28 protein-coding genes are annotated in these 26,355 nt (G+C 62.1%); 9 read left to right on the forward strand and 19 right to left on the reverse strand.

The features are described from left to right. The first annotated feature begins 97 nt into the window (after positions 1-97). From rfbB to rfbD, 4 genes are read left to right on the forward strand one after another with little or no spacing between them, the layout of a single operon-like run. Positions 98-1,153, forward strand: a complete 1,056-nt coding sequence (gene rfbB, locus K7B09_RS03420) for a dTDP-glucose 4,6-dehydratase (RefSeq protein ID WP_223626772.1) — start codon at positions 98-100, stop codon at positions 1,151-1,153. Further along, on the forward strand, positions 1,150-2,049 hold the full coding sequence (gene rfbA / locus K7B09_RS03425) for a glucose-1-phosphate thymidylyltransferase RfbA (RefSeq protein ID WP_223626775.1): 900 nt from the start codon (positions 1,150-1,152) through the stop codon (positions 2,047-2,049). Before rfbB ends, rfbA begins: the two co-directional genes overlap by 4 nt. Continuing rightward, on the forward strand, positions 2,046-2,609 hold the full coding sequence (rfbC, locus tag K7B09_RS03430; RefSeq protein ID WP_223626777.1) for a dTDP-4-dehydrorhamnose 3,5-epimerase: 564 nt from the start codon (positions 2,046-2,048) through the stop codon (positions 2,607-2,609). The genes rfbA and rfbC overlap by 4 nt, the downstream gene beginning before the upstream one ends. Beyond that, the gene (gene rfbD, locus K7B09_RS03435) at positions 2,606-3,496 is read left to right on the forward strand and encodes a dTDP-4-dehydrorhamnose reductase (protein ID WP_223626779.1); all 891 of its coding nucleotides are present in this window, start codon (positions 2,606-2,608) and stop codon (positions 3,494-3,496) included. Before rfbC ends, rfbD begins: the two co-directional genes overlap by 4 nt. On the opposite strand, the gene K7B09_RS03440 is transcribed toward rfbD, so the two are convergent. The 8 genes from K7B09_RS03440 to K7B09_RS03475 all read right to left on the reverse strand — a co-directional run bounded on the left by K7B09_RS03440 (position 3,485) and on the right by K7B09_RS03475 (position 9,515). Further along, positions 3,485-4,522 carry an acyltransferase family protein gene (locus K7B09_RS03440; RefSeq protein ID WP_223626781.1) on the reverse strand — a complete coding sequence of 346 codons (1,038 nt, stop codon included), beginning with the start codon at positions 4,520-4,522 and terminating at the stop codon, positions 3,485-3,487. The genes rfbD and K7B09_RS03440 overlap by 12 nt on opposite strands. Beyond that, positions 4,519-5,337: a M15 family metallopeptidase gene (locus K7B09_RS03445; RefSeq protein WP_223626783.1), complete on the reverse strand. Its 819-nt coding sequence runs from the start codon at positions 5,335-5,337 to the stop codon at positions 4,519-4,521. The genes K7B09_RS03440 and K7B09_RS03445 overlap by 4 nt, the downstream gene beginning before the upstream one ends. Positions 5,338-5,368: 31 nt before the next feature. Then, positions 5,369-5,905 carry a hypothetical protein gene (locus K7B09_RS03450; RefSeq protein ID WP_223626785.1) on the reverse strand — a complete coding sequence of 179 codons (537 nt, stop codon included), beginning with the start codon at positions 5,903-5,905 and terminating at the stop codon, positions 5,369-5,371. 1 nt (position 5,906) lies between these two features. Further along, positions 5,907-7,220 (reverse strand): alpha/beta hydrolase, encoded by a 1,314-nt coding sequence (locus K7B09_RS03455; RefSeq protein ID WP_223626787.1) that lies wholly within the window; start codon positions 7,218-7,220, stop codon positions 5,907-5,909. Position 7,221: 1 nt separating this feature from the next. Then, positions 7,222-7,410 carry a DUF4177 domain-containing protein gene (locus K7B09_RS03460; RefSeq protein WP_223626789.1) on the reverse strand — a complete coding sequence of 63 codons (189 nt, stop codon included), beginning with the start codon at positions 7,408-7,410 and terminating at the stop codon, positions 7,222-7,224. After that, positions 7,407-7,589 (reverse strand): type II toxin-antitoxin system antitoxin, encoded by a 183-nt coding sequence (locus tag K7B09_RS03465; protein WP_223626792.1) that lies wholly within the window; start codon positions 7,587-7,589, stop codon positions 7,407-7,409. Before K7B09_RS03465 ends, K7B09_RS03460 begins: the two co-directional genes overlap by 4 nt. Positions 7,590-7,592: 3 nt before the next feature. Continuing rightward, positions 7,593-8,477, reverse strand: a complete 885-nt coding sequence (locus K7B09_RS03470; RefSeq protein WP_223626794.1) for an SPFH domain-containing protein — start codon at positions 8,475-8,477, stop codon at positions 7,593-7,595. Between the two features lie 114 nt (positions 8,478-8,591). Continuing rightward, the gene (locus tag K7B09_RS03475) at positions 8,592-9,515 is read right to left on the reverse strand and encodes an SdiA-regulated/phytase-like domain-containing protein (RefSeq protein ID WP_223626796.1); all 924 of its coding nucleotides are present in this window, start codon (positions 9,513-9,515) and stop codon (positions 8,592-8,594) included. 81 nt (positions 9,516-9,596) lie between these two features. Here K7B09_RS03475 and purT point away from each other — a divergent pair, with 81 nt between their 5' ends. Next, a complete protein-coding gene (gene purT, locus K7B09_RS03480; RefSeq protein WP_223626798.1) occupies positions 9,597-10,790 on the forward strand; it encodes a formate-dependent phosphoribosylglycinamide formyltransferase in 1,194 nt (397 codons plus the stop codon). A 20-nt stretch (positions 10,791-10,810) separates the two neighbouring features. Then, on the forward strand, positions 10,811-11,167 hold the full coding sequence (locus tag K7B09_RS03485; protein WP_223626800.1) for a hypothetical protein: 357 nt from the start codon (positions 10,811-10,813) through the stop codon (positions 11,165-11,167). A 10-nt stretch (positions 11,168-11,177) separates the two neighbouring features. On the opposite strand, the gene K7B09_RS03490 is transcribed toward K7B09_RS03485, so the two are convergent. Next, positions 11,178-11,897: an arginyltransferase gene (locus tag K7B09_RS03490; RefSeq protein ID WP_223626802.1), complete on the reverse strand. Its 720-nt coding sequence runs from the start codon at positions 11,895-11,897 to the stop codon at positions 11,178-11,180. A gap of 111 nt (positions 11,898-12,008) precedes the next feature. Here K7B09_RS03490 and K7B09_RS03495 point away from each other — a divergent pair, with 111 nt between their 5' ends. Further along, positions 12,009-12,491, forward strand: a complete 483-nt coding sequence (locus K7B09_RS03495) for an EF-hand domain-containing protein (protein ID WP_223626804.1) — start codon at positions 12,009-12,011, stop codon at positions 12,489-12,491. Between the two features lie 52 nt (positions 12,492-12,543). Here the strand turns inward: K7B09_RS03495 and K7B09_RS03500 are convergent, their stop codons facing one another. The 3 genes from K7B09_RS03500 to K7B09_RS03510 are packed head-to-tail and all read right to left on the reverse strand — an operon-like array spanning position 12,544 to position 14,850. After that, positions 12,544-13,350, reverse strand: coding sequence for a hypothetical protein (locus K7B09_RS03500; protein ID WP_223626806.1), 807 nt, complete (start codon positions 13,348-13,350; stop codon positions 12,544-12,546). Continuing rightward, positions 13,347-14,249 (reverse strand): acyl-CoA thioesterase II, encoded by a 903-nt coding sequence (gene tesB / locus K7B09_RS03505; RefSeq protein ID WP_223626808.1) that lies wholly within the window; start codon positions 14,247-14,249, stop codon positions 13,347-13,349. Before tesB ends, K7B09_RS03500 begins: the two co-directional genes overlap by 4 nt. 40 nt (positions 14,250-14,289) lie before the next feature. Then, on the reverse strand, positions 14,290-14,850 hold the full coding sequence (locus K7B09_RS03510) for an N-acetylmuramoyl-L-alanine amidase (RefSeq protein WP_223626810.1): 561 nt from the start codon (positions 14,848-14,850) through the stop codon (positions 14,290-14,292). A gap of 22 nt (positions 14,851-14,872) precedes the next feature. Here K7B09_RS03510 and K7B09_RS03515 point away from each other — a divergent pair, with 22 nt between their 5' ends. After that, positions 14,873-15,397, forward strand: coding sequence for an alpha/beta family hydrolase (locus K7B09_RS03515; protein ID WP_223626812.1), 525 nt, complete (start codon positions 14,873-14,875; stop codon positions 15,395-15,397). 3 nt (positions 15,398-15,400) lie between these two features. Then, positions 15,401-17,530: a bifunctional 23S rRNA (guanine(2069)-N(7))-methyltransferase RlmK/23S rRNA (guanine(2445)-N(2))-methyltransferase RlmL gene (rlmKL, locus tag K7B09_RS03520; protein WP_223626814.1), complete on the forward strand. Its 2,130-nt coding sequence runs from the start codon at positions 15,401-15,403 to the stop codon at positions 17,528-17,530. Between the two features lie 43 nt (positions 17,531-17,573). Here rlmKL and K7B09_RS03525 read toward each other — a convergent pair whose 3' ends face one another. From K7B09_RS03525 to lpxD, 7 genes are all read right to left on the reverse strand, one after another. After that, complete coding sequence (locus tag K7B09_RS03525; RefSeq protein WP_223626816.1) at positions 17,574-18,533, reverse strand: acetyl-CoA carboxylase carboxyltransferase subunit alpha; 960 nt, start codon at positions 18,531-18,533, stop codon at positions 17,574-17,576. Between the two features lie 45 nt (positions 18,534-18,578). Then, complete coding sequence (gene dnaE, locus K7B09_RS03530; protein ID WP_223626818.1) at positions 18,579-22,148, reverse strand: DNA polymerase III subunit alpha; 3,570 nt, start codon at positions 22,146-22,148, stop codon at positions 18,579-18,581. A gap of 74 nt (positions 22,149-22,222) precedes the next feature. After that, positions 22,223-22,804, reverse strand: a complete 582-nt coding sequence (rnhB, locus tag K7B09_RS03535; protein ID WP_223626820.1) for a ribonuclease HII — start codon at positions 22,802-22,804, stop codon at positions 22,223-22,225. Further along, complete coding sequence (lpxB, locus tag K7B09_RS03540; RefSeq protein WP_223626822.1) at positions 22,801-23,937, reverse strand: lipid-A-disaccharide synthase; 1,137 nt, start codon at positions 23,935-23,937, stop codon at positions 22,801-22,803. The genes rnhB and lpxB overlap by 4 nt, the downstream gene beginning before the upstream one ends. Positions 23,938-24,070: 133 nt before the next feature. Further along, positions 24,071-24,862: an acyl-ACP--UDP-N-acetylglucosamine O-acyltransferase gene (lpxA, locus tag K7B09_RS03545; RefSeq protein ID WP_223626824.1), complete on the reverse strand. Its 792-nt coding sequence runs from the start codon at positions 24,860-24,862 to the stop codon at positions 24,071-24,073. Continuing rightward, a complete protein-coding gene (gene fabZ / locus K7B09_RS03550) occupies positions 24,859-25,329 on the reverse strand; it encodes a 3-hydroxyacyl-ACP dehydratase FabZ (RefSeq protein WP_223626826.1) in 471 nt (156 codons plus the stop codon). The genes lpxA and fabZ overlap by 4 nt, the downstream gene beginning before the upstream one ends. After that, a complete protein-coding gene (gene lpxD / locus K7B09_RS03555; RefSeq protein WP_223626828.1) occupies positions 25,326-26,345 on the reverse strand; it encodes a UDP-3-O-(3-hydroxymyristoyl)glucosamine N-acyltransferase in 1,020 nt (339 codons plus the stop codon). The genes fabZ and lpxD overlap by 4 nt, the downstream gene beginning before the upstream one ends. Between the last annotated feature and the right edge of the window lie 10 nt (positions 26,346-26,355).

Here is a 26,355-nt window from a genome sequence, read left to right on the forward strand (position 1 = left end):
GGCGCATCGCAGAACCCCGCCCACAGCGGGGTTCTTGCATTTGGGCGATACTTGCATGCCTGCACTGCAGCAACGATAGAAGGACAGGGCCGTTCGCATGACAACATGGCTGGTGACCGGCGGTGCCGGGTTTATTGGTGGCAATTTCGTATTGGAAGCAGTTGCACGCGGCATTCGGGTCATCAATCTGGATGCGCTGACCTATGCAGGCAACCGCGATACCTTGCGTTCAATTGAAGCCGACACCCATCATGTGTTTGTGCATGGTGATATTGGTGATCGCGCACTGGTGGCACGCTTGCTGGCCGAGTACCGACCCGAGGCGGTGGTGAACTTTGCGGCCGAAAGCCATGTCGATCGTTCGATTGACGGGCCGGCAGCCTTCATCCAAACCAATGTGGTGGGGACGCTGGCGCTGTTGGAAGCGGTGCGTGACTACTGGAAGGCGTCGGATGCTGCCGCCAAGCACGCATTCCGCTTTCTGCATGTCTCCACCGATGAGGTGTATGGCAGTTTGGGTGAAACCGGCAAGTTCACCGAGACCACCGCGTATGCGCCCAACTCGCCGTATTCGGCATCAAAGGCGGCCTCCGATCATTTGGTGCGTGCCTTCCATCACACCTACGGGCTGCCGGTACTGACTACCCATTGCAGCAACAACTACGGGCCGTATCACTTCCCGGAAAAACTCATTCCATTGGTCATCGCCAAGGCGTTGGCGGGTGAGCCGCTGCCGGTGTACGGCGATGGCAAGCAAGTGCGTGACTGGCTGTTTGTGAGTGACCATTGCGAAGCCATCCGCACGGTGCTGGCCGCCGGCCGTGTGGGCGAGACTTACAACGTGGGCGGCAATGCGGAGAAGCAGAACATCGAGGTGGTCAACGCCATCTGCGCGCTGCTGGACCAGCGGTGCCCGCGCGAGGACGGCCAGCCGCGCGCCTCGCAGATCACCTATGTCACCGACCGGCCGGGCCATGACCGCCGCTATGCCATCGACGCGAGCAAGCTGCGCGACGAGCTGGGCTGGGAGCCGAAATATTCGTTTGAATGCGGCATCGCGCAAACCGTCGATTGGTACTTGGATAACCAGGATTGGGTGAACCGCGTGTTGGATGGCAGTTATCGCATGGAAAGAATCGGGGTGGTGGCATGAGCCCGCTGACCAGCGGCCGCAAAGGCATCATCCTCGCTGGTGGCAGTGGCACCCGGCTGTATCCGATCACCCAGGCCATCAGCAAGCAACTGCTGCCGGTGTACGACAAGCCGATGATCTATTACCCGCTCAGCGTGTTGATGCTGGCCGGGATCCGCGAAGTGCTGATCATCAATACCCCGCACGAACAGGCACTATTCCAGCGCTTGTTGGGTGATGGCACGCAATGGGGCATGCGCATCGAGTACGCGGCGCAGCCCAGTCCCGACGGTTTGGCACAAGCATTCCTGATCGGTCGCGAATTCCTGGCTGGTGGCCCGTCGTGTTTGGTGCTGGGTGACAATATTTTTCATGGTCACGGACTCACCGAATTGCTGCAGCACGCAGATGCGCGCAGCGCCGGTGCTACCGTGTTCGGCTATTGGGTGCGCGACCCGGAACGCTACGGTGTGGCCGAGTTTGATGGCACCGGCAAAGTGGCGGGTCTGGAAGAAAAGCCGACACGGCCGCAGTCCAATTACGCGGTAACCGGGCTATATTTTTATGACCATCGGGTGTGTGATTTCGCTGCGGAGTTGCAGCCATCGCCACGTGGTGAGTTGGAAATCACCGACCTCAACAAGCGCTATCTGGAAGATGGCAGTTTGCATCTGGAGAAAATGGGGCGTGGTTATGCGTGGCTGGATACCGGCACGCATGAGTCCCTGGTGGAAGCCTCGACCTATATCGAAACCATTGTCAAGCGCCAAGGCCTGCGGGTGTGTTGCCCAGAGGAGATCGCTTATTTCAACCATTGGATCGACGCCGACCAGTTGCGCGCGCTGGCGCAGCCGCTGGCCAAGAACGGGTATGGCCAGTATCTGCTTGGCCTACTCAAGCATGGACGCATCGCATGAAAGTGATGGAAACAAACCTGCCCGGTTGCAAGATCATCGAACCTGCCGTGTTCGGTGATGCGCGTGGTTATTTTTACGAAGGTTGGAATGCCGCACGCTTTGCGGAGGACGGTCTGCCGACACGGTTTGTGCAGCACAATGTGTCGCACTCGCAACGCGGTGTGCTGCGGGGACTGCACTACCAATGGCCGCACAATGTGCAAGGCAAGTTGGTGAGTGTGCTGGTTGGCGAGGTGTATGACGTGGCGGTGGATCTTCGGCGTGGATCCCCCACGTTTGGCCAGCATGTGGCGGCCATCTTGAGTGCGGAAAACAAGCGCCATTTCTGGATCCCAGAAGGTTTTGCGCACGGGTTTTTGACTCTAAGCGATACCGCCATCTTCACTTATCTTTGCACCGCCCCATATGATCGCGACAGCGATTGCAACTTGCTTTGGGATGATCCGCAGCTGGCCATTGATTGGCCGCTGGCGGAAGTCTCGCTGTCGGCCAAGGACAGCGTTGCGCCGGTATTGGCAGACATCGCGGAAGCACGTTTGCCAAAGTTCATCGCGCCGTGAAAATTTTACTGTTAGGCGGTAATGGCCAAGTCGGGCGCGAGTTGCGTCGCAGCCTGCCGACACTGGGTGAGGTCATCGTAGCGACGCGTGATGGTGTGGGCGCGCAATGCAGCGCTGATTTCGATTCGCCCGGGCGATTGACCGAACTGGTGTTGCAACTGTCGCCAGATGTGGTAGTCAATGCGGCGGCCTATACCGCGGTGGACCAAGCAGAGTCCGATGCCGAAGCCGCCTTTCGGATCAATGCAGAAGCCCCTGCGGCACTTGCGCGTGCGTGTGCAGCAAGAGATGCGCTACTGCTGCAGTATTCCACCGACTATGTGTTCGACGGATGCAGTACGCAACCGTATCGCGAAGACGCGGTTACTGCACCACTGGGCGTGTACGGGGCCAGCAAACTGGCGGGCGAACAGGCTATCCGCGACAGTGGTGCGCGCCATGCCATTCTGCGCACGGCGTGGGTCTATGCCGCACATGGCAAGAACTTCTTGCTGACGATGTTGCGCTTGGCGGCAGGGCACGATGCCTTGCGGGTGGTGGCCGATCAAATCGGCGCGCCCACATCCGCTGCCTGGATTGCCGATGCCAGCACGCAACTGTTGCAGCAAGGTGTGCAGAGTTCCAATACCTGGCACCTGGTCTGTGCCGGGCAAACCAGCTGGCATGGGTTTGCCCAGGCAATTGTGCATGAGGCACATGCACTGGGCTTGTTGCAACGGCTGCCGCAGGTCATCCCTATTTCGACATCGGATTACCCGACACCAGCGCAGCGCCCGGCCTATTCGGTATTGGATACTGCGAAATTGCAGCATGATTTTTCCATCGCGCCACCGGATTGGCAGCACGCGCTGCGCACGACCTTGCGCGTGTTGGCATCAACGCGTTGAGGCATTCGATACGTTCAAACGCCGCTTCCATTGCAGCGCCGGACGTTCAATGGCAAACCACGAACCCGCCGCACACAACAGTGCCAATACAGTGGCCGCCAGCATGTTATGCAGCGGGCCACCTGGCGAGTAGGTTTGCACCAGTTGCGCCATTGGCCAGCCATACAGGTATACACCGTAAGACAGATCGGTGTGACGGATTTGCGGCAATGTCGGGATCAAGGCCAGCCACAACGTGCCATAGGTGACCAGTGCGAAATATGGCAGATGGAACCACACGGTACCGCGTGCGGCGGCGGCGATGGCCAGCAGTCCCAATAGTGGCCAGACCTGCAACCGAAGCCGCGTACGATTGACCCAAAACAAGGTGCCGGTGATGAAGCACGCGGTACACCACAGAGCGTTGGTCCACATCTCGGGCAAGGGATGCCGCCACACTGCAAACGCATACGCGCCAGCCACGGCCAACGCCCACAGCGGTGTATAGCGCGGGGGGGTCAGGACGCCGCACAGGCTCGCCACCAGTAGCGCCAAGTACAGCCGTGCCTCGCCGGGCAATGTCCACAATGAGCCGTTGACTGCGGTGTAGGGCAGGTGCTCAAACACGCCGGGCAAGGTGTGCGTGGTAGACCATAACGAGGCATTGAGCAGCAGGTAGCGCCACGTTTGCGGGCTATGCCAATAGTCGCGTGCGGTCGTCAATAGCGGGCCCAGCACGAACACGCTCAGCGCCACACAGGTCACCAATGCCGGCAAGATGCGCAATGCACGTGCCTGCAAGTAGTTGCGCACGGAATTGCGTTGCAAACTGGCTGCAATCAGAAATCCGCTGATGACAAAAAACAGATCGACCGCGACTGCGCCGGCGAATTTGAATTGGGTCAACCAGGTGATGACGTCCTGGCCAGCAGTTCCGGTGATCGCCCATGCGTGGCCATAGATCACCATCCATGCTGCGACAAGGCGCAATGCATTGAAATTATTGCGGCCACTGGCCCACGCTTCGGCAATGGTGGGCGCTTTCATGCCTCGCCAAAACGCCAATGCCACGGCTCGTAGATGATCCCGTGCGGATTGTCGCGGGGGTAGCTCATCGCGAAGCCATATGCACTTGCATGGCTATGCAGCCACGCAAACGCGGGTGTGGTTTCGAAGGCCTCTTCGGCGGGCGCTGCGTCCGGCGTGCCGATATCCAGTGCCAGCCCGCTGTGGTGTTCGGAAAACCCGGGTGCGGCATTGACCGCAAGGATGTCCGGCATCGAAAGCCCACGCCCCAGCTTGCGTTCGAAAATTCCCAATTGGTAATCGTGGCTGCGATAGCCTGAAATGGCGTCCAGCATCACAGCATCGGCCAATGCAGCCGCTTGCATCCGCAGCCATGCGCGCGCGGCGTCGATGTGCAGCCAGAGCGGACGCTGAAATTGGTCGAAGCCGGCAAACGCCAGCCAGTTGGGCTCTGGCACCAGCGGCAGACCCACCTGCACCGAGTAGCTTTCGACATCCAGCCCCAGCCACTGCAAGCGCTCATGCAGGCGATGCAGCGGCAAGCGGATGACGTGCTCCAAACCGTTGCGGGTGTGCGGCAGGGCATCGCGCAAGGCCGCTTGCGCCGCGCGCAGGCCGGGTTCGCGGGCAAGCCCCGGGACCAAGGCGTGCAGGCCATCGTCCAATTCGGCGGCCAAGTACACGCCATCGCGCTTGCGCCGCAACACGCGCCGGGCACGCGCCAACAAGCGTGCGTGCGCATTGCTGCGCGCACGCAGCAGGCTGGCCGGCCATAATTCAATGTCGTCGGTATTGCGCAGCGCGAGTTTCAACGGGGCAGGTTGCAGGTGCGGCATCGGGCAAGCATAACGGGCCAGCAGGATGCCGTCAGCGATTGCCGGCGCGCAGCGCATCCAGCAGCGCTTGTGGTCGTTCAAGACTGATCAAATACTGCGTTTTGCCATCTCTGCGCGGCAGCCACAGGACTTTCTGGGAGTTGGTGATCAAGCAGAAGGCTTTGCCGAAATGCTCACGCAGACGGAAATAGCCCGCAGTGAAACCCGGTGTGGCAAACCCATTGGTCTTGATGAATGGCTTGAGTTCGGTGTGCTCTGCCAAATCCACGATGCGTGCGCGTTCTGTATCCAGTTCGGATACGGCCACGTTCTGCGTATACAGTGCGGCGCGAATTTCCAGCACGCCATTGTGCAACATCACCGAGCGGCGGCGCATGGTGAGCAACAGCAATGCCAGCACCATCGGGATGATGAAGAGTGCCGGCGTTGCGCCATGCGCAGGGTTGCCTGAGAGCGCCAGCATGCCGATGATGCCCAGCGGCAGCAGACCGGCCAAGCCGGCCAGTAGCCACCACGCCCAAGCGGGCGGCGGTGGCACGGCAAACGATTGCGCTTGTGGGGTAGCCATCTCAGTGCTGCTTAACCCAAGCGGCCACATCAGTGAGCAAGTGTGCATCCACATGCCCGGGTTGCTGGTATTCGGCCAGTGAACCTTCGCCTTCACCGGCAATCCCCAGATGATTGAGCTTGGGGTAGAGCTTGAACGTGGCCTCGGCATCGTCAGCAAAGGCATCGCGCCAGTTCTGCCAGTCGGCATCCACCACTTGAATATCGCGTGCGCCTTGCAAGAGCAGCATCGGCAACCTCACCTGTTGTGCCTCGCTAACCGCATCCACTGCCTCGATACTGCGCCAGTAGCCTGCGGGTTGGCCCATCACGGTCGGGCTGGTGGCAGCGGTTTTGGGGTCGCGGGTGATGCGCACTTGTTCGATGATGGCGTTGATCGCGGCGCGTTCGGCATCGTCGATTTTGCCGTCGTTGAGTGCCGCCAGCCGGCGGTTTTGTTCGATCAGGATATCCAGCAGCGGGCGCGTGGGCGCAGCCATCAGAATCAGTCCTGCCACATGCCCGGAGACGGCGGCAATGCGCGGTGCCAGCATGCCGCCTTGGCTGTGGCCCAGCACGAAGATGCGCTTGGGGTCGATGTCATCGGTCTTGCGCAACGCATCTACCGCGATCACCGCGTCATTGGTGGTTTCATCATCCACCCCGAAATTGCCGCCGGCAAAATCCTGCGGACGTGCCTTGGTGCGCTTGTCATAGCGCAACACGGCAATGCCCTGCGCGGCCAGCGTGCGCGCGATGTCCAGAAAGGGTTTATTGGGGCCAATGGTTTCATCGCGGTCTTGCGGGCCGGAGCCATGCACCAGCACCACGGCGGGGAACGGGCCATTGCCTTTGGGCATGGCCAAGGTGCCGGGCAGGGCGCGCTCGCCGTCGCCCACGCTGAAATCGCGTTCGCTGAAATTGGCATCGGCGGCCACCGCAGGTGCGGGGGAGGTGGATTGCGCGGGTTGAATCAAAAAGCCGACGATTTTGCCGCTGGCGTCGATGGCAAACTTCGCCACCAGTTCGGCTTTTTCAAAATGCAGCGGGATCTGCACAAAATGGGTGTCGCCTTGCGCGCTGACCTGCGCTTGCTCGCGGCCCTTGGCGTTGCCCATTTGTGCGGGCAGTGACTCCCAAATGGCTTGCAGCTTGTCAGCCGGCACTGCAGCGGCCATCTGTGGGCCAAACAGTTGCTCCACTTGCGCGTAGTGACCGGCATCCAGCGCATCCAAGGCTTGCTGTGCGAGTGCGGCAGGGTCGGCAGTTTGCGCATGGCTGGTACCGGCGATGGCAAGGCTGGCGGCAAGGACGGAGGCGATGAATGTATGACGCATCTCAGGCTTCCTTCTTGAAGATGAGGGTGGGGGAGGACACCGTGGGCGTGGCATGGACGACATTGACCAGTTCCCAACCATTGCGGCCTTGCTTGTCCAATTCTTCCTGCAAGGTTTCCAGCTTGAAGCCGCCCATCAGGCCGGTTTTCAGTTCAATGACTTGATATTTCCATTGGGTGCTGGTGTTCACGTTGCATCGTCCTCGGGTGTTTGGGTTGGCGCGGGCAGGCGCCCGGCTTTGCGCAGGGATTCGCGCAGTACGTATTCGATTTGCGCGTTCAGGCTGCGCAGTTCGTCATCGGCCCAGCGCTGCGCGGCCGCCAGGATGTCGGCATTGATACGCAGCGGGTAGGCTTTTTTTTCGGCCATGGCTCAGTACAGCGAGCCGGTATTGACGATCGGTTGGGTGCTGCGCTCGCCGCACAAGACCACCAGTAAGTTGCTGACCATGGCCGCTTTGCGTTCTTCGTCCAGTTGCACCACGCCGTTTTTTTGCAGCTCGGCCAGCGCCATTTCCACCATCCCCACCGCACCGGCGACGATCCGCGTGCGCGCGGCAATGATCGCGTTGGCTTGTTGGCGCTGCAGCATCGCTTGGGCGATTTCTGGTGCGTAAGCCAAGTGGCTGATGCGTGCGTCGATCACTTGTACACCGGCATCGGCCAGGCGCTCTGCGAGTTCATCACGTAAATGTTGTGAGACTTCCGTGGCATGACTGCGCAGCGCAATCTGGCCGTCTTCATGCTGATCATACGGGTAGCTGGTGGCCATCGTGCGCAGTGCGGATTCCGACTGGATGTGCACGAAACTTTCGTAGTCATCCACGTTGTAAACCGCCTCGGCACTGTCTTGCACTTGCCAGACAATCACGGCGGCAATTTCAATCGGGCTGCCGTCGAGCTCGTTGACCTTGAGCTTGCCTGACTCGAAGTTGCGCACCCGCAGCGAGATTTTTTTCTTCGCATAAAACGGGTTGTTCCAACGCAGGCCGTCGTGTTTGACGGTGCCCACGTATTTGCCGAACAAGCTGAGCACGGCGGCTTGGTTGGGCTGCACCATGTACAGGCCGGTCAGGCTGAACCCGGCCAATACAGCCATGCCGATGCCGCTGAAAACGCTACCGATGGAGGCTGGGCCTGCGGCATTGGCATCGGGGCCGATGCCGGTGATCAGCAACCAGATGCCGGCAGCGGCGAGCAGCAGCATCGCCAGCAAAAAGGGAATGCCGGGGAGGGAGGACAGCGGGTTTTCTTTCATGGCAAGGCTCGCATACGCCCGTCTGGGCTTCGGCATATTGATATCAAAATGATATCAATCAATGCAAGCGTCGTCCGACGAACGGTAGGCTGCCTGCCTGATCGGATGCGGCAGCTATTGCTGCGGAACGAGGTAATACAGGGGTGCCGGGCGTGATTCCCCGCTGGCATACAGGCCGGCCCCACCGGCGCTCCAGCCCAGTGCTTCGGCTTGCGGGATCCAGGGCACATCATGGGTTTCGGGCGGGTGGGAGACGGCATCGGCCCAGGTCTCGCCCTCCTGGCGACGGTAAAACAGCACGCTGCCATAGGTCAGCACCGCCAGCGTTTTGCGGTCGGGCGACATGTCGGCGGCAGTCACTTGCGAAAACAGCGCGGCCAGCGCGGGATCCTTGTCCCGCATCGCCGCGCTGACTTGCGGCACACCTTCCAGCCGGCCAATGCGGCGCGCCTCTTGCACCTGCCCATGCGGGTTGCTCAGCGGCAGTGAAAACAATTCCGGAGGGAAGCGCTTTTTCGATATCAACAGCACTTGCCCGGTGGCGGCATCCACGGCGACCGCTTCGCAATCGCGCGGGCCATCCGGCCAATGCGCGCGGATGCTCCATGCTGGCCGCACAACGCCGCTGGTCAGTTGCGCGGGTTCTTCAATTACGTGCAACGCAAAGTCACGCCGCTGTCCGCCGTTGTCGCCGATATCGGCCAGCAGCAGGTAGTGCTTGCCGTTCAAATTGAAACTGGCGATGTCTTCCCAGTCGATGTTCTTGGCGCCCACCACATCAAAGCGTGCCAGCAGCCGGCCACGGGTGCTGATGGCATACAGCCGCGCCGGGTTGCCACTGTCGTTGTGCACCCACAGCACATCCTCGTGCACATGCGAGGCCGCTAAGCCACTGATTTCGTCCAGCTCGCGGTGGGTGATCAATCCAGCCAGCCGCGCAAACGGCAGCGAAGGGGCCGAACAGGCGGCGATGCAAACCAGCAGCGTGGCCAGGCACGTCAGTGGCAGCGCACGGCGGATGGCAAAAAAACGAGGCATGGGTGCAAGGATCGCATAGCCCAGCGCGCTGGCTGAGTCTGCTGCCTTTAGAATCGCGATTCCAGTGATTGAGTTTTGCCGATGACCCGAATTGGTACCCCCCTGTCGCCACAGGCTACCCGTGTACTGTTGCTGGGCTCGGGCGAGTTGGGCAAGGAAGTGGCGATCGAGTTGCAGCGTTTCGGGGTGGAAGTGATTGCCGCCGATCGCTACGCCAATGCGCCGGCGATGCAGGTGGCGCATCGCAGCCATGTGTTGGATATGTTGGATGGTGACGCCGTGCGCGCGCTGATCGCGCTGGAGCAGCCGCATATCGTGGTGCCCGAAATCGAGGCGATCAACACCCACGTGCTGATTGCATTGGAGGCGCAGGGTGCGCTGCGGGTCATCCCCACCGCGCGCGCTGCGCAGTTGACGATGGACCGCGAGGGCATTCGTCGTCTCGCTGCGGAGACGCTGGGGCTGCCGACGTCGTCGTACCGGTTTGTGGACACGCCAGACGATTACCGCGCAGCGGTAGCCGCCATTGGCTTGCCCTGCGTGGTCAAGCCGGTGATGTCGTCTTCGGGGCATGGGCAATCGTTGCTGCGCACACAGGCCGACATCGACGCCGCATGGGATTATGCGCAAACGGGTGGGCGTACTGGCGCGGGGCGCGTGATCGTGGAGGGCTTTGTCGATTTCGATTACGAAGTCACCCTACTGACCGTGCGCCATGCTGGCGGGACCTGTTTTTGCGCACCGATTGGCCATTTGCAGGAAGACGGCGATTACCGCGAAAGCTGGCAACCACAGCCGATGTCGGCGCTGGCGCTGCAACGTGCACAAGACATCGCCCGCGCGGTGGCCGACAATCTGGGCGGCTGGGGTGTGTTCGGCATGGAGTTTTTCATCAAAGGCGATGCGGTGTGGTTCAGCGAAGTCAGTCCGCGCCCGCATGACACCGGGCTGGTGACGCTGGCCTCGCAAGACCTGTCCGAATTTGCGCTGCATGCGCGCGCGATTTTGGGCCTGCCGATTCCGCACATTCGCCAGTTGGGGCCATCGGCCTCGTGCGCGGTGTTGGCGCATGGGCAGGGCGTACCGGTGTTTGATCATGTGGACGCTGCCTTGATGCAGCCCGACACACAAGTACGTTTGTTCGGCAAGCCGCGTGTGGCCGGGCATCGGCGGGTTGCGGTGACTTTGGCGCGCGGCGACAACATTGACGCGGCCCGCGCCACCGCCCGCGATGCCGCCGCCGCGCTTGTCATCCACCTTGAATCCGAGTCTTGAATCTGAGTGAGGAGTCCACCATGAGCGAATCGTCTGGCTATGCCGTGTTCTTGTTTCCACAAGCGTTGGAGGCGTTGGGCGATGCGGTCAAGCCGTATTTGCAAACCGGCCCGGCCGGCCCGTTTGTGCCGTGCAAGGAAGTGGATACCGGCGGTGCGTTTATCGAGATGATGCTGGAAGGCCGTAGCCCGGACGGGCGCGTGATTGAACTTGAACTGATGGTGCCCGGAAATATGGTGCGGATGATTGTGTCTGCGCATAGTGAATCGGGCGGCCCGGATTTCGGGTTCTACAACCGCAAGCCAACACCATCCGTTGAGCCTGGGTTGCCGCCAACGGCCAGCGCCAACACGGCGGCAATATCCGTGCAGGGTTAAGTGGGCAGCGTCAGGCGGGCAAGGGTCCCCAGCCGCGCCCATCGAAGGCTTCCAGCGGCTGGAAGCGGCGTTTGTAGGCCATCTTCGGATGGCCGGCGATCCAATAGCCCAGATACAGATGTGCGCGGGCGTCACGCTGCGCCCATTCGAGTTGTTTGAGCACACCCAGCGTCCCCAAACCGCGTGCAGCTTCATCCGGATCGAAGAAGGTATAGACCGCCGATACCGCATCCGGCAGCACATCGCTGACCGCCACCGCCAGCAAGCGATGGGTGTTGCGCTGGCGAAGCTCCAAAAAGCGCCCGTCATTCCAGCTGCCGATCAGGAATTGTTCGAACTCGTGCGCGCCGTGGTCGTCCATGCCGCCACCGCGATGGCGTGCACCCAGATAGCGCTGGTACAGATCCAGATATTCGGCATGACTGGACGGCGCGACAATGTGCGCATCCACATCGACATTGCGTGCCAAACAGCGGCGCTGGCTGCGATCCGGGCAAAACGTGGCGACTGGAATGCGCACCGGCACACAGGCACGGCAACTGCCGCAGCTGGGCCGATACACGATGTCGCCGCTGCGCCGAAAGCCCCATTCCAGCGCCATGGGATAGTAGCCAGACAGACGCGGATCGCACGGGTCGAGCACCAAATCGCGTGCTTCCCGCTCTGGCCAATAGCCGCAAGGGTGCGGGGCGCTGTGGAATAGGCGCAGGTTGTCGGCGTCATTGCGCATGTTGCCAGCATAGCGCCGTCGTTCATGTGTGCGCAGGGTTGGCGGTCAACCGTGGGTGAGGTGATGCGTTTTCGATGACAAGCCCGGACGGTGCCGGGAGGAGATGATGCGATGAAGAAGTTGCTGTTATTGACGTTGGCGGTTTCTGTTGGATTGGCTTCCGCCTGTGCGCTGGCCCAAGCGGCTGGGCAAGCGGAGCCTCAGTCAGGCCACAACAAGATGATGTCGCGCATGGATGCCAATGGCGATGGTGCGATCAGCAAGGACGAGGCGGCGAAGTTCCCGCGCCTTGCCGCCAGTTTTGATCAGATCGACACCAACAAGGACGGCAAACTGAGCCAGGATGAGCTGGCCGCATGGCGTAAGAGTCGCGCCGCTTCAGGTGATCGCATGCATAGTGGCTACAAAGACCCCGAAGATATGCAGGCCCGGCGTGCCGCATGTTTCGACAAAGCCGACACCAATCACGATGGCCAGTTGAGCCGCGATGAGTTCACTAAAATGGGCGAGGTCTGCGGGATGGGCCATGGGGGCCGTGGGCATATGCCGCCACCTGCACCGCCTGCTGCTCCGGTAGCGCCGGTAAAGAAATAGTCCACGTGCATCACCACGGCCCGCCCAGTGCGGGCCGTGTGATTTTGTTGCGTCAGTGCCTGCGCACGACGCGCCAGGCCGTGCCGTTGCGCTCGACATCGACCAATTGCGAATCTTCCACGTCCAGATCCAGTTGCACCGTGCCACTGCCGCTGCCATCGGTCATGTAGTCGTGCACGGCGATCACAAAACCACCGGTGGCCGGGCAGATGGATGCCGGGTAGAGCTGGCTACCGCGAATGTCGGACAAGGCTTGCAGCAGTACTGGCGAAGGATCCTTGCCATCCACTTCCAGGCAGGCGTGCCGGGGTTTGCGGTTGCGCACGGCTTCATCCAGCAATAAATGCGCCAGTGCGGTGGGCACATCGACGCGGTGCACGGCCAATTCGGTAATCGTTTCCGGAATCGGGGGCGGCGGAGTCTTTGCCATGCTCCGCGCCGTTGGCGGGGGGGCAACGCTGGGTGCTGGCGCTTGTTTGCGCACGGTGTAGGTGATCAGGCCAATCCCGGCGATCAGCAACACCAGCAAGCCTTGACGTACACGCTTGCCACTCCAGAAACCAGAGGTGGTGGCAGCGTGACGCGCGCTGGGCAGAAAACTGGGTAACTCTTCGCGGGTACTCTCAAGCAGGCCCATGTCACGCAGCAGTTGCCGGCCGCGGGGCTGGTCTTCGGCATTCACGATCCAGACTGCGGGCACCACAACCGAGGCTTTGCGCTGGTCGTAGCTGAAGTTGCCACGGCGATGGCCTTTCCAACTGCGGCCATTTTCGATCTTGACCGCAATGCCTTCGGCACGCAGCAGGTTGGCGACCTCTTCCACGTTTTCAAGGCGCTGGCTGGAAAATACCTTTCTCACGCAGTTTGACCGTTGGCCAATACACGGATCAGCCCTTCCTGCGCGGTGCTGGCTACCAAGCGGCCACTGCGGTCGTATACCTGTCCCCGCGCCAAGCCGCGCCCACTTTGTGCGCTGGGGCTGTCGATGGAATACAGCAGCCACTCGTCGGCACGGAACGGGCGGTGGAACCACAGGGCATGATCCAGCGATGCCATCAACACGTTTGGTTGGTAATAGCTGATGCCATGTGGAAAGGTGGCAGTACCGAGTAAATGGAAATCGCTGGCGTAGGCCAGCAGTGCACGATGCAACTCGGGAGCATCGCCCACTTTTTCCACCAAACGGAACCACACCTGTTGATACGGCGGGCGCTTGGGTGGGTTCAGCTCATCGCGCGGGTAGACATGGCGAAACTCGAACGGGCCTTGCCGATCCAGCCAGCGTTGCACCTTGGTGGGCAGGCGCGCCAGCGCTTCTGCCGACAGTGGCGGTGCAGGCTCCAGATCCTCGGGCAGGGGCACTTCAGGCATGGATAATTGATGTTCGCCACCGATTTCCTCATCCTGGAATGAGGCGGCACAGAAAAAAATCACCTTGCCATGCTGGATGGCGGTCACCCGGCGCACGGAAAAGCTGCCGCCGTCACGGGTACGATCCACCTCATACACGATCGGCGCTTCGATATTGCCGGCGCGCAGAAAATACGCATGCAGTGAATGCGCGTTGCGCGGTTGGTCCAAGGTCGCCTGCGCCGCCGAGAGTGCCTGTCCCAGCACTTGCCCACCAAACACGTACTTGGTGCCGATATCACGGCTTTGGCCGCGAAACAGGTTGTCTTCCAGCTGCTCCAGCGAGAGCAGCTCAATCAGTTCAGAGACGGGCGCATTCATCCCGCTGATTATACGGAGTTGCTGCATGGCCCTTCCTTTCAGGGGGCCGATTGGGTGGGGGTGGTGTTCAGCAGCGAGCGCGCCGCAGTGCTACCGCCGCCAGCACCGCAGGCCAGGGAAACTGCGGCCCCGGGTCAAGCTTGCGGCGCACCATGATCGACGGGTCATCGCTGGCAGGCACTTCGGCCTGGTCCAGATCCTCGTGCCCTGCGATCTGGATGAGCGTGGGAACTTGCCCGCCCAGCCATTGCAGCAGCGCAATCAGGGCTTCGATCTGCACATCGGGATAAGGCGCGTCCATCGCCTGGTGGCGGGAGTCCAGCCAATCCGGAAAGCGCCCGCGGTTGGCCAGTTCGATCCCGATACTGCGCGCATTCCAGCCATGGGTGTGGTGCGCCACGCGCGAGGGCGGCACATATTCTTCGATCCGGCCATCGTGGTCGATGTAGTAATGCCCACTGTTGCCGGTACCGGAGGGGTACAGCACGCGCTCGCCGTACTCGCGTGCGGTCGCCATATCCGGCAGCTCGGTGCAGTGGATGACCACACTGTCGATGGCGTCCAGCGGGCGTGCATCCAAAGACAGCACATACGGCAGTGGCAGCGGGTGGATGGCGAAGGAATACATGTGCCGATGCTAGCATTCACCCATGAAAGGACACTGCATACTCTCGCACGGCTTCGAAAGCGGCCCCGATGCCACCAAGGTGACCGCACTGGCCGAAGCCGCGCAGCGCCTCGGCTGGAGCCATGAGCGCCCGGATTACACCGACCTTGACAGCAAGCGCGAGGTGACGCCGTTGGGCGATGTGCCCGCCCGTATCGCACGCCTGCTGGCGTTGGCACAGGCGGCAGCACAACGCGGCCCGCTGGTCTTGGCGGGGTCAAGCCTGGGGGCTTACATCAGCGCCCATGTGGCACAGCAAATGCCGGTGGCCGGGTTGTTTTTCATGGCGCCACCGGTGGTGATGCAAGGCGCGCCGCCGATGCCGGCAGCCCATGTGCCCACGTCCATCCTGCATGGCTGGCACGATGAATTGATCCCGGCGCAACAAGTCGTGGACTGGGCTGCGCCGCGCAGTGCGCGCCTGCTGCTGGTGAATGACGGCCATCGCTTGAGTGATCATGTGCAGGTCAGCGCCGAGGCGTTTGCGGCATTGTTGGGGGCGCTGTAACGCATGAAATTTTTTGCATCCTGCGGTAAAGGCCTAGAATATCTGCTGGCCGATGAATTGCTGGCACTGGGCTGTGCGCGTGCTACCGCCACCATGGCGGGAGCCAATGTGGAAGGCAGCCTGTTGGATGCGCAGCGGGCGGTACTATGGTCGCGCCTGGCCAGCCGCATCTTGTGGCCGATTGCCGAGTTCGAGTGCGCCGACGAGCACGCGTTGTACGCCGGTGCCGGTGCGCTGGATTGGACGCAGCACATCGGGCCGGGACACAGCATCGCCATTGATGCGCACGTCTCCGGCGAGGCCATTACCCATGCGCGCTATGCCGCGCAGCGGGTCAAGGATGCCATCGTCGATAGCTTGCGCGGCAAGACCGGGCAGCGTCCGGATGTGGATGTGGACGCCCCCGATGTGCGTATCAGCCTGGTGCTGCGCAAGGGCCGTGCGCTGCTGTCGATTGATTTGTCGGGTGGGCCGATGCACCGGCGCGGTTGGCGCAAGGTGCAAGGGGAAGCGCCGCTGAAAGAAACGGTGGCGGCGGCGGTACTGCTGCGCGGCAAATGGCCGCAGGCATATGCCGAAGGTGGCGACCTGCTGGATCCGATGTGCGGCAGCGGCACGTTGTTGATTGAGGGTGCGTTGCTGGCGGCCGACGTGGCACCAGGCTTGCGTCGGCACGACGCCCGCCCACCCACGCGCTGGCCGGGCTTCGATGTGGATGCCTGGACTGGCTTGCGGGTGGATGCGCTGGCGCGTGAGGCACGCGGCTTGGCCACGTTGCGCCCGTGTTTTTCCGGCAGTGATCTTGACCCGCATGCCATCCGCGCCGCCCGTGAAAACGCGCAGTACGCGGGTGTGGATGATGCCATCACCTTTGCGGTGCGCGATGTTGCGGATTTGCCCGTGCAGCAAAACCCGCTGGGCGTAGTGGTGTGCAATCCGCCGTATGACGCACGACTGGCGGCCGATCCCGCCCTGTATCGCGCGCTGGGTGATGCCCTCAAGCGCGCCACACCGCAGTGGCGTGCAGCGTTGCTGTGCGGGGATGCCGAACTGGCGCGTGCCACCGGCCTGCGGGCGAAGAAGAGTTATCAATTGTTCAATGGCCCGATCGAATGCAGCTTGATCGCGGTGGATCTGATCGCGCCAGTGCAGCGCGAAAACAGCGCGCCGCGTGCGTTACCGGAAGGTGCGCAGATGGTGGCCAATCGGCTGCGCAAGAATCTGGACAAACTCGCACGTTGGCGGCAGCAAGCACAAGTGAGCTGCTATCGCGCCTACGATGCCGACATCCCGGAGTATGCGTGCGCGGTCGATGTGTACACCACCATCAACGATGACATCTGGCTGCACGTGCAGGAATACGCCGCGCCGGCTGAAATCCCGGAGGCCACCACCCGCAAGCGCTTGACTGATTTGCTGTTGGCGGTGCGCGAGGTGTTTGGACTACCCAAGGAGCGGGTGGCGGTGAAAACCCGCAGCACCGGCAAAGGCGGCTCGAAATATGGCCACTTCGATCACCGTGGCGAATTTCTGATTGTGGAAGAAGGCGCGGCGAAGCTGCAGGTCAATCTGTTCGACTATCTGGATACCGGCCTGTTTCTGGATCATCGCCCGCTGCGTGCGCGGATGGCGCAGGAAGCACGCGGCAAGCATTTCCTCAACCTGTTTTGCTACACCGGCGTGGCCACGGTACAAGCGGCAGTGCAAGGTGCGCTACAGACCACCAGCGTGGATTTGTCGGCAACCTATCTGGAATGGTTGGCCGACAACCTGCGTGAAAACGGCATGGGCGGCACTCGGCACCGCATCACCCAGGCCGATGCGCTGAAATGGTTGGAAGCCGATAGCGGCCACTACGACGTGATCTTCTGTGACCCGCCAACGTTCTCCAATTCCAAGCGCGCCGACGACTTCGATGTGCAGCGCGACCACGTGCGCCTGTTGCGCGCCGCGGTGGCGCGGTTGGCGCCCGGTGGCGTGTTGTATTTTTCCAACAACTTCCGCCGCTTCAAGCTGGATGAAGCCGCCTTGGGCGAGTTCGCACGGATCGAGGACATCAGCGCCGCTACCATCCCACAAGACTTTGCCCGCAATGCCCGCATTCACCGTGCATGGCGGTTGACGGTGCGCTGAGTCAGCCCACCGCGTTGTCCTTCATTGGCGGGTTACCGGTGACTTAGTGCGCTTCGTAGGCACCATAGCCACGCAGGCGCTGGTAGCGGCGTTGCAGCAGGTCTTCAATGGGCAGTGCTTCCAGGCGATCCAATTCATTCAGCAGCACCGCTTTCAGGCGCTTGGCCATCTGCACCGGGTTGCGGTGCGCGCCGCCGGCGGGTTCGCGCATGACTTTGTCGATCAGGCCCAAACTCTTCAAGCGCTTGGCGGTCATGCCCAGTTGCTCGGCGGCATCCTTGGCTTTGCCGGCGTCGCGCCACAGGATCGAGGCGCAGCCTTCCGGGGTGATCACCGAATAGGTGCTGTACTCGAGCATGATGGTGCAGTCGCCCACGCCGATGGCCAGCGCGCCGCCGCTGCCGCCTTCGCCAATCACGCTGCAGATGATCGGTACGCGCAGTTCGGCCATTTCCAGCAGATTGCGGGCGATGGCCTCGGACTGGCCGCGTTCTTCGGCATCGATGCCGGGCCACGCGCCCATGGTGTCGATGAAGGTCAGAATCGGCAGGCCAAAGCGCTCAGCTATCTGCATCAGGCGCAGTGCCTTGCGGTAGCCCTCGGGCTTGGGCATGCCGAAATTGCGCTTGAGCTTGCTCTTGGTGTCGCGGCCTTTTTCGTGGCCGATCACCATCACCGGGCGGCCGTCGATGCGGGCCAGCCCCCCCACAATCGCATTGTCATCGGCAAATGCGCGGTCGCCGGCCAGCTCCTGGAATTCATCGCAGATCACCCGCAGGTAATCCAGCGTGTACGGGCGCTGCGGGTGGCGCGAGAGCTGCGAGACCTGCCATGGGGTGAGGTCGCGGAAAATGGCCGCGGTGCGCTTGCGCAGTTTTTCCTGCAGCGCATGCACTTCCTTGTCGATGTTCAGCGCCGGGCCATTGCTGGCTTGTCGCAGCTCCTGGATTTTGGTTTCCAGATCCGCGATGGGCTGTTCGAAGTCGAGATAGTTCGGGTTCATTCGTGCAAGTTTAGCCCAGACCGCCGCCCATACCGAATCGTATGGCTAGCTGTTGGCCCACGGCCTTGCCAGTTGCACGTTGACCGTGCCAATCCCCGGCAGGCTGCGCAGCAGGCTTGGCAGCTGGGCATCCACGCGCAGGCCACGCCCACCATTCAAGGTGAGGCGGCCGATGCCGGCGGCGGTGATGACCTCCAGCAGCACCGGGGTTGTCCCGGCGTGTGATTTTAGGATGTCTTCGAAACAAGCCAGCGCATCGGGATGACGCAGGTCGAGGCGGATGGCGATACGCTGCGCCTGCTGGTTGCAGATCTGGGTGAAGTCCCAGCAGCGTTCTGCACGCAGCGAATAGCCACCATTGAATTCGTCCTCACGCAGGCCGCCTTCGATCACAAGCAGACGGTCGCGGGTCAGTAGTGGCGCGAATTCCTGCCATGTGTCGCCGAAGAAGCCGCATTCAATCTGGCCGCGGCCGTCATCCAGTTGCACGAACGCCTGCGAATCGCCGCGTTTGCGCATGCCCAGCACTTGCCCTGCGACCACGGTTTGCACCAGCGGGCGCCAACTGCGGCCTTCCTGCGGGCGATGGTTGCGAGAGCCGCTTTCCCAGATGCTGGCCAAGGCCGACAGGTCATGGCCCACGAGTTTTTGCACATCCTCGCGGTACGGATCCATCGGGTGCCCGCTGAGGTAATGCCCCAGCGTGTCGTGTTCGCCCTGCAGGAGTTGCGCCAGCGGCCACTCGTCGGTATCTGGCAGTTCGATCCGGATGTCACTGCTGCCGCCACAGCCGAACATATCGAACATGCCGGCATCGCGGTTCTTGGTCATCTGTTCGGTGGCCCGCATGGCCTCGGGCAATTGCAGCATCAGCGAGGCGCGGTTCTTCGCCAACGCATCCAGTGCGCCAGCATGGATCAAGGCTTCCTGCGTGCGCTTGTTCATGCCCCCGGCGGACACGCGTTGGCAGAAGTCCAGCAAGTCGCGGAAGGCGCCGCCGCTATCACGTGCGGCTTCAATGGCTTCGCATACGCCTTGTCCGACACCTTTGACTGCGCCCAGACCATAGCGAATCGTGTCGGGTGTGGTGGCCTTGAACATATAGCCGGAGGTGTTCACGTCTGGCGGCAACACGGTCAGCTTCAGCCCGCGGGCTTCCTCCAGAAAGGCCACTACTTTATCGGTCTTGTCCATGTCCGAGGAAAGCGTGGCGGCCATGAATTCGGCCGGGTAGTGCTTCTTCAGCCACGCGGTCTGGTAGGCCACCAGCGAATAGGCGGCGGCGTGCGATTTGTTGAAACCGTAGCCGGCGAACTTCTCCATCAAGTCGAAAATTTCGTCGGCCTTGGCCGCGCTGACCGCGCCCTTGGCGGCACCTTCGCGGAAGATCTCGCGGTGCTTGGCCATTTCGGCCGGCACTTTCTTGCCCATCGCGCGGCGCAGCAGGTCGGCACCGCCCAGCGAGTAGCCGCCGACGATCTGCGCCATCTGCATGACCTGCTCCTGATAGACCATGATGCCGTAGGTTTCTTGCAGCATGGCTTTGGTGCGCGGGTCGGGGTAGTCGAAGGTCTCGGTGCCGTGTTTGCGCGCCACGAACGAGGGGATCATCTCCATCGGGCCAGGGCGGTACAGCGCGTTCAGTGCGATCAGATCCTCGAAGCGGTCGGGTTTGGCGTCTTTCAGTGCGCGACGCATGCCGGCCGATTCGAACTGGAACACCGAGCCGGTATTGCCGTTGGCGAAGATGTCGCGGAACACGCTGGCGTCGTCCAGCGGAATGCTGCTGATATCAAGTGGTGCTTGGCCTTCCTGGGCGCGGCGAATATTGATCGCCTTCACCGCCCAATCAATGATGGTCAGCGTGCGCAGGCCCAGGAAGTCGAACTTCACCAGGCCCACCGCTTCCACGTCGTCCTTGTCGAACTGTGTGACGGGGTTTTTGCCCAGCAGGCCGTGGTCGTGTTCGGCATACAGCGGGCTGAAATCGGACAGCGGGCTGGGCGCGATCACCACACCACCGGCATGTTTGCCGGCATTACGGGTCAAATCTTCCAGCTGCAAGGCAAGGTCGATGAGGTCGCGGACGTCGTCTTCACTTTCATAGCGCTGGATCAGCTCGGGTGAGGCCATCTCGCCATCCATCCCGCCCTTGCCCTGACCCATCGCGTCCTTCAGCGAGATGCCGAGGATGTTGGGGATCAGCTTGGCGATGCCGTCCACCATGCCGTAGCCGTACCCGAGCACGCGGCCGGTATCGCGCAGCACGGCCTTGGCCGCCATCGTGCCGTAAGTGATGATTTGCGAAACGCGGTCGCGGCCGTATTTGCGCGCGACGTAGTCGATGACCTCGTCGCGCCGGTCCATGCAGAAGTCGATGTCGAAGTCGGGCATCGACACGCGTTCCGGGTTGAGGAAGCGCTCGAACAGCAGGTTGTACGGCAACGGGTCGAGGTCGGTGATCTGCAGCGCCCACGCCACCAGCGAGCCGGCGCCGGAGCCGCGGCCGGGGCCAATCGGGATACCTTGGTTTTTGCCCCACTGGATGAAGTCGGCCACGATCAGGAAGTAGCCGGGGAAGCCCATCTTGATGATGGTATCCAGCTCGAATTCCAACCGCGCCTCGTAGTCCTCACGGGTCTTGCCGGGTGCTATCGGATTTTTTTCAAGCCGCGCCGCAAGCCCGCGTCGTGATTCACTGCGAATCCAACTGTCCAGTGTTTCATCCGCAGGCACTGGATAGGCGGGCAGGAAGTAAGTGCCCAGTTTGAGTTGCATATTGCAGCGCTGCGCCAGCGCCACGGTGTTGTCCAGCGCGTCGGGGACATCGGCAAACAGCGCCACCATCTCATCGGTGGAGCGCAGGTATTGCTGCGCGCTGTAATCACGCGGGCGGCGCGCATCGTCCAGCACGCGGCCGGTGGAGATGCACACGCGTGCTTCATGCGCATCAAACCCGGCGGCATCCAGAAAGCGCACATCATTGCTGGCGATCAACGGCAAACCAAGTGTGCCGGAGGCATGCAGTGCAAATTGGTTGAACGCATCTTCGCCGTCGCGGCCGGTGCGGGTCAGCTCCAGATGCAGATCCGCGCCGAACACGCGTCGCCATTCTGCCAATTGCGCTTCAGCGATGTCATGCCGGTTGGCCACCGCCATGCGCCCGGCCAGACTTTGCCGGCCGGCAATGGCGAACAAGCCGGCGTGGTCATCGCGCAGCCACTCCGGATTGATCGCCACGCAATCGCCGCGCTGGCCTTCCAGCCAGGCACGGCTCAGCAAGCGCGACAAACTCAGGTAGCCGCTGTGGTCGCGGCACAGCAAGGTCAGTAGCGATGGCGCATCGCCGCCGTCGGCAATCAATACATCGGCGCCAGCAATGGGTTTGATGCCCACACTCTCGGCGGCTTTGTAGAACTTGACCAGCGCAAACAGGTTGTTGCGGTCGGTGATCGCCAGTGCCGGTAATTGCAGTTCCACTGCGCGGCTGAGCAGGTTCGGGCGGTCACCGGCTTTTTCCGGGCGCGCATAGTCCGGCTTCTCGGGCACGCGGATGGTGGAATCCACAAGCGAGAATTCGGTGTGCAGGTGCAGGTGGACGAATTGGGCGGGCATCGCGGTATCGCGTTATGACGTAGCAGGGTAGGGCGGTGACGCAGATGGAGCAAGGCTTGACATCGGCAACGGCATCAACCGGGGCCACGTGTCTGCAACAGTGCACGCACCGGCGCATAGCTGCGCCGATGTTCCGGGCAGGGGCCATGCGCCAGCAAGGCGGCGCGGTGCGCAGCGCTGGGATAGCCCTTGTGGCGGTCGAAGCCGTAGTGCGGGTAGTGCGCATGCAATTCCAGCATGCGGCGGTCGCGGCTGACTTTGGCCAGGATCGAGGCTGCGGAAATCGCCGGTTCGCTGGCATCGCCCCCAATGATCGCGGTGGCAGGGCAGGGCAAGTGGTTGGGGATGCGGTTGCCGTCGATCAATGCGTGTTGCGGTGTAATCGCCAGGCCCTCCAACGCACGCTGCATACCGGTCAAGGTGGCTTGCAGGATGTTGAGGCGGTCGATCTCGTCGGCTTCGACAAACTCGATGCGCCATGCCAATGCGCGTTCAAGGATCAGCGGATACAGCGCCTCGCGTTTGCGTTCGCTCAGTTGCTTGGAGTCGTTCAGGCCAGCAATCGGGTGCGTTGGATCCAGAATCACCGCAGCTACCGTCACCGGCCCTGCCAGCGGGCCACGCCCGGCCTCATCCACGCCGGCAATGTGGATCATGGTTGCAACACCTCGGCCACCGCCTCCGCCGCGCGCGCCGACGCATCGCAGCGCAAGCTTTCATGCAGGGTCAGAAACTGCGGCTGCAAGGCAGCCACCGCGTCAGCATCGGTAAACCAATGCAGCAAGGCGCGATGCAAATTGTCTGCGGTGCATTGGTCTTGCAATAGCTCCGGCACCAGCGTCTTGCCTGCCAGGACATTGGGCAAGCTGACGTGTGCGGATTTCAATAAGCCGAACAATTTGACAATGCGATACGTCAGCGCGGAAATGCGATGGCCAATCACCATCGGCCGCTTGCACAGCATCGCTTCCAATGCAGCGGTGCCCGAGGCCAGCAACACCACATCGCTGGCGATCATGATCTGCTGCGCCTGGCCGTCGATGACGCGAAACGCCGGCGCGTCGCCGAGGATGGCGTCGATGGCGGCACGGCACTGTGCGTTTGCCGCCGGCACCAGCACGCGGAGACCGGGAATGCCTGCGGCAAGGCGGCGCGCGGCATCGACGAAGTCGGGCAGCATGCGACGGATTTCACCCAGCCGGCTGCCCGGTAGCAGCGCCAGAATCGGCGTATCGCTGGATTCGCCTAGCGCAGCGCGTGCGGCAGCGCGGTCGGGTTGCAGCGGGATCGCATCGGCCAGTGGGTGGCCGATAAAGCGCGCAGCCACGCCGTGCTGCGCGTAGATCGGCGGCTCCATCGGGAACAGACACAGCACGCGGTCGGCGCTCTCGCCGATCTTCGCAGCGCGCCCCTGTCGCCACGCCCAAATCGAGGGGCTGACATCGTGCACGGTGCGCACGCCGCGCTGCTTCAGCCAGCGCTCGATGCCGAGATTGAAGTCGGGCGCGTCGATGCCGATGAAGACATCCGGCTGCCACGCCAGCACGCGCTTACGAAATTGTTTGCGCAGGCGCAGCAAGCGCGGCAGATGTGCCAATACTTCGGCCAGACCCATCACCGCCAATGCATCGGCATCCCACCACGTTTGCATCCCCGTGGCGCGCATCAACGGGCCGCCAATCCCGGCAAATTGCGCATCCGGGTAGCGTGCACGCAGTGCGTGGATCAGCCCCTCGCCGAGTTGGTCGCCGGAGGTCTCGCCGGCACACAGCGCAATACGAAGCGTCATCAGTCACCTCGTGCCAGAGCTGCACTGTTGCGGGGTCTGCGGTGTATCCCGAGTCGCTCCCCGATACTCGCTTTGTCGGGACACACCGCAGACCCCGCACCAGCGCTAATCGCGATGTTCACAGCAACCAATCTCACCGCAACAACGGCCGCTCGCCGGCGTCGATGAAATCGAGAAAAGCACGCACATCGCTGCTGCCCAGGGCGATTTCGCCCAGCTCGGTCTTGGCTTCTTCCAGCTTGGTATCGCCCATGAACAACGCACGGTAAGCGCGCTTGATTGCAGCGATGCGGCTGGCATCGAAGCCATGCCGCTTCAAGCCCTCGGCATTGATCCCGCGCGGGCGCGCATATTTTTCTTGCGCCACCATCAAATACGGCGGCACATCGCCGTTGACGAACGCCCCCATGCCGATAAACGCAAAATCACCGATGCGGCAGAATTGATGCACGCCGGAGAAGCCGCTGAGGATGACGTGGTTGCCCACCGTCACGTGCCCCGCCAGTGTGGCGTTGTTGGAAAACACGCAGCCATCGCCCACGCTGCAATCGTGCGCGATATGGCAGTACGCCAAAATCCAATTGCCGCTGCCCACGCGGGTGCTGCCGCCACCGTCGCCGGTGCCACGGTTGATGGTGACAAACTCGCGAATGGAATTGCCATCACCAATCTCAAGCGTCACGCGCTCGCCACGGTATTTCTTGTCTTGTGGCTCGCCACCGATGGCGGCGTGCGCATGCAGGACGTTGTCGCGGCCAATCCGGGTGGGGCCTTCGATGGTGCAATGCGGGCCGATGCGGGTGTTGTCACCGATGACAACTTCGGCCCCGATCACCGCATACGCACCTACTTGCACGCCCGCCCCCAATACCGCCGACGGGTCGATCACCGCAGTGGGGTGGATCGCAGGCGCGGCGCAGTTCATTCGCGTGCCGCTGCTGCACACAGGATTTCGGCGCAGGCCACTTGCTGCCCATCTACCCGGGCCACGCCCACGTACTGCGCCATGTTGCGAATGCGGCGCTTGAGCTCCACATCCAACTCCAGGCGATCACCGGGCACGACCATCCGGCTGAACTTGGCGTTGTCCACTTTCACCAGATAAAACACTTGCCCCTCACCCGCGCCGGGGTCGCGCGAGAGCTGGGTGAGCAGACCGCCAGCCTGCGCCAGTGCTTCCACCACCAGCACGCCCGGCATCACCGGGTTGCCGGGGAAGTGGCCAGTGAAAAACGGTTCGTTGTAGCTGACATTCTTGTACGCCAGCACGCGCTTGTCTTTTTCGAATTCGACCACGCGGTCCACCAGCAAAAACGGATAGCGATGCGGCAGCAGATGCTCGATTTCGCTACTGGTGACAGGCAGGGTGACGGTGTCGTGTGAATCAGTCATTCGGAATCCTTCTCAGCACCGGGCAAGCGCCTGGCGATGCGATCAAGTTGTTTAAAGCGCGCCGCGCTTTTGCGCCAGCTGCGGTTGTCCATCAAGGGTGTGCCGGAAGAATACTCGCCCGGCTCACGGATGCTGTGTGTCACCAACGACATCGCAGTGATGATCACGCGGTCGCAGACCTCCAAATGGCCCAGTACGCCGGCACCGCCACCAATCAGGCAGTGCCGGCCGATGCGGGCGCTGCCGGCCACTGCCGCGCAACCCGCCATCGCGGTGTGTGCACCGATGTGTACGTTGTGGCCAATCTGGATCTGGTTGTCCAGACGCACATCGTTTTCCAGAATCGTGTCGTCCAGCGCGCCGCGGTCGATGGTGGTATTGGCCCCGATTTCGCAATCATCGCCAATGGCCACACCGCCCAGCTGCGGCACCTTGATCCAATGACCGGCATCCATCGCAATGCCAAAGCCATCGGCACCCAACACGACGCCGGGATGCAACAGCACGCGCTTGCCCAGCCGTACCCGCGTCACCAAGGTGACGCGGGCCACCAGCTCGCAGTCTTCGCCAATGACGCAGGCATCGCCAATCACACAGCCCGGGCCGATACGCGCACCCGCCGCCACTACGCTGCCCGCACCAATACTGACGTGTGGACCGATACTGGCGGCAGGGTCGACACGCGCAGTTGGATCGACGCATGCGGTGGAGTGAACGCCTGCAGCAAACGTGGGTTTGGGTTCAAACAGCGCAGCGATTTTTGCATAGGCCGCATACGGATCGCGGGCGATCAGTGCGCTGCCTTGACGGCCCTGCACATCGGCCTCGCGCAGCACCACCACGCCGGCGCGGGTGTCCACCAATTGCGTGCGATAGCGCGGGTTGGCGAGGAAGGCCAATTGCGCGGGGCCGGCGTCGGCAAGGGTGCCGACACCTGTAATTGCGTGATCTTCCCCACGCAACTCCAGCCCAAAGCGCGCAGCCAGCATTGATGCGGTGTATGCCGGCGCGTTCATGCCATTGCCC

Origin of the sequence: Thermomonas beijingensis (genome assembly GCF_020034655.1) — a bacterium.
In the GTDB taxonomy this organism is placed as follows: Bacteria; Pseudomonadota; Gammaproteobacteria; order Xanthomonadales; family Xanthomonadaceae; genus Thermomonas; species Thermomonas beijingensis.

Bases quoted from the DNA above. Each gene is read 5' to 3' on its own strand.
- rfbB (WP_223626772.1), top strand. From the start codon at position 98: ATGACAACATGGCTGGTGACCGGCGGTGCCGGGTTTATTGGTGGCAAT.
- rfbA (WP_223626775.1), top strand. From the start codon at position 1,150: ATGAGCCCGCTGACCAGCGGCCGCAAAGGCATCATCCTCGCTGGTGGC.
- rfbC (WP_223626777.1), top strand. From the start codon at position 2,046: ATGAAAGTGATGGAAACAAACCTGCCCGGTTGCAAGATCATCGAACCT.
- K7B09_RS03440 (WP_223626781.1), bottom strand. From the start codon at position 4,522: ATGAAAGCGCCCACCATTGCCGAAGCGTGGGCCAGTGGCCGCAATAAT.
- K7B09_RS03445 (WP_223626783.1), bottom strand. From the start codon at position 5,337: ATGCCGCACCTGCAACCTGCCCCGTTGAAACTCGCGCTGCGCAATACC.
- K7B09_RS03450 (WP_223626785.1), bottom strand. From the start codon at position 5,905: ATGGCTACCCCACAAGCGCAATCGTTTGCCGTGCCACCGCCGCCCGCT.
- K7B09_RS03455 (WP_223626787.1), bottom strand. From the start codon at position 7,220: ATGCGTCATACATTCATCGCCTCCGTCCTTGCCGCCAGCCTTGCCATC.
- K7B09_RS03465 (WP_223626792.1), bottom strand. From the start codon at position 7,589: ATGGCCGAAAAAAAAGCCTACCCGCTGCGTATCAATGCCGACATCCTG.
- K7B09_RS03470 (WP_223626794.1), bottom strand. From the start codon at position 8,477: ATGAAAGAAAACCCGCTGTCCTCCCTCCCCGGCATTCCCTTTTTGCTG.
- K7B09_RS03475 (WP_223626796.1), bottom strand. From the start codon at position 9,515: ATGCCTCGTTTTTTTGCCATCCGCCGTGCGCTGCCACTGACGTGCCTG.
- purT (WP_223626798.1), top strand. From the start codon at position 9,597: ATGACCCGAATTGGTACCCCCCTGTCGCCACAGGCTACCCGTGTACTG.
- K7B09_RS03485 (WP_223626800.1), top strand. From the start codon at position 10,811: ATGAGCGAATCGTCTGGCTATGCCGTGTTCTTGTTTCCACAAGCGTTG.
- K7B09_RS03490 (WP_223626802.1), bottom strand. From the start codon at position 11,897: ATGCGCAATGACGCCGACAACCTGCGCCTATTCCACAGCGCCCCGCAC.
- K7B09_RS03495 (WP_223626804.1), top strand. From the start codon at position 12,009: ATGAAGAAGTTGCTGTTATTGACGTTGGCGGTTTCTGTTGGATTGGCT.
- tesB (WP_223626808.1), bottom strand. From the start codon at position 14,249: ATGCAGCAACTCCGTATAATCAGCGGGATGAATGCGCCCGTCTCTGAA.
- K7B09_RS03510 (WP_223626810.1), bottom strand. From the start codon at position 14,850: ATGTATTCCTTCGCCATCCACCCGCTGCCACTGCCGTATGTGCTGTCT.
- K7B09_RS03515 (WP_223626812.1), top strand. From the start codon at position 14,873: ATGAAAGGACACTGCATACTCTCGCACGGCTTCGAAAGCGGCCCCGAT.
- rlmKL (WP_223626814.1), top strand. From the start codon at position 15,401: ATGAAATTTTTTGCATCCTGCGGTAAAGGCCTAGAATATCTGCTGGCC.
- K7B09_RS03525 (WP_223626816.1), bottom strand. From the start codon at position 18,533: ATGAACCCGAACTATCTCGACTTCGAACAGCCCATCGCGGATCTGGAA.
- dnaE (WP_223626818.1), bottom strand. From the start codon at position 22,148: ATGCCCGCCCAATTCGTCCACCTGCACCTGCACACCGAATTCTCGCTT.
- rnhB (WP_223626820.1), bottom strand. From the start codon at position 22,804: ATGATCCACATTGCCGGCGTGGATGAGGCCGGGCGTGGCCCGCTGGCA.
- lpxB (WP_223626822.1), bottom strand. From the start codon at position 23,937: ATGACGCTTCGTATTGCGCTGTGTGCCGGCGAGACCTCCGGCGACCAA.
- lpxA (WP_223626824.1), bottom strand. From the start codon at position 24,862: ATGAACTGCGCCGCGCCTGCGATCCACCCCACTGCGGTGATCGACCCG.
- fabZ (WP_223626826.1), bottom strand. From the start codon at position 25,329: ATGACTGATTCACACGACACCGTCACCCTGCCTGTCACCAGTAGCGAA.
- lpxD (WP_223626828.1), bottom strand. From the start codon at position 26,345: ATGAACGCGCCGGCATACACCGCATCAATGCTGGCTGCGCGCTTTGGG.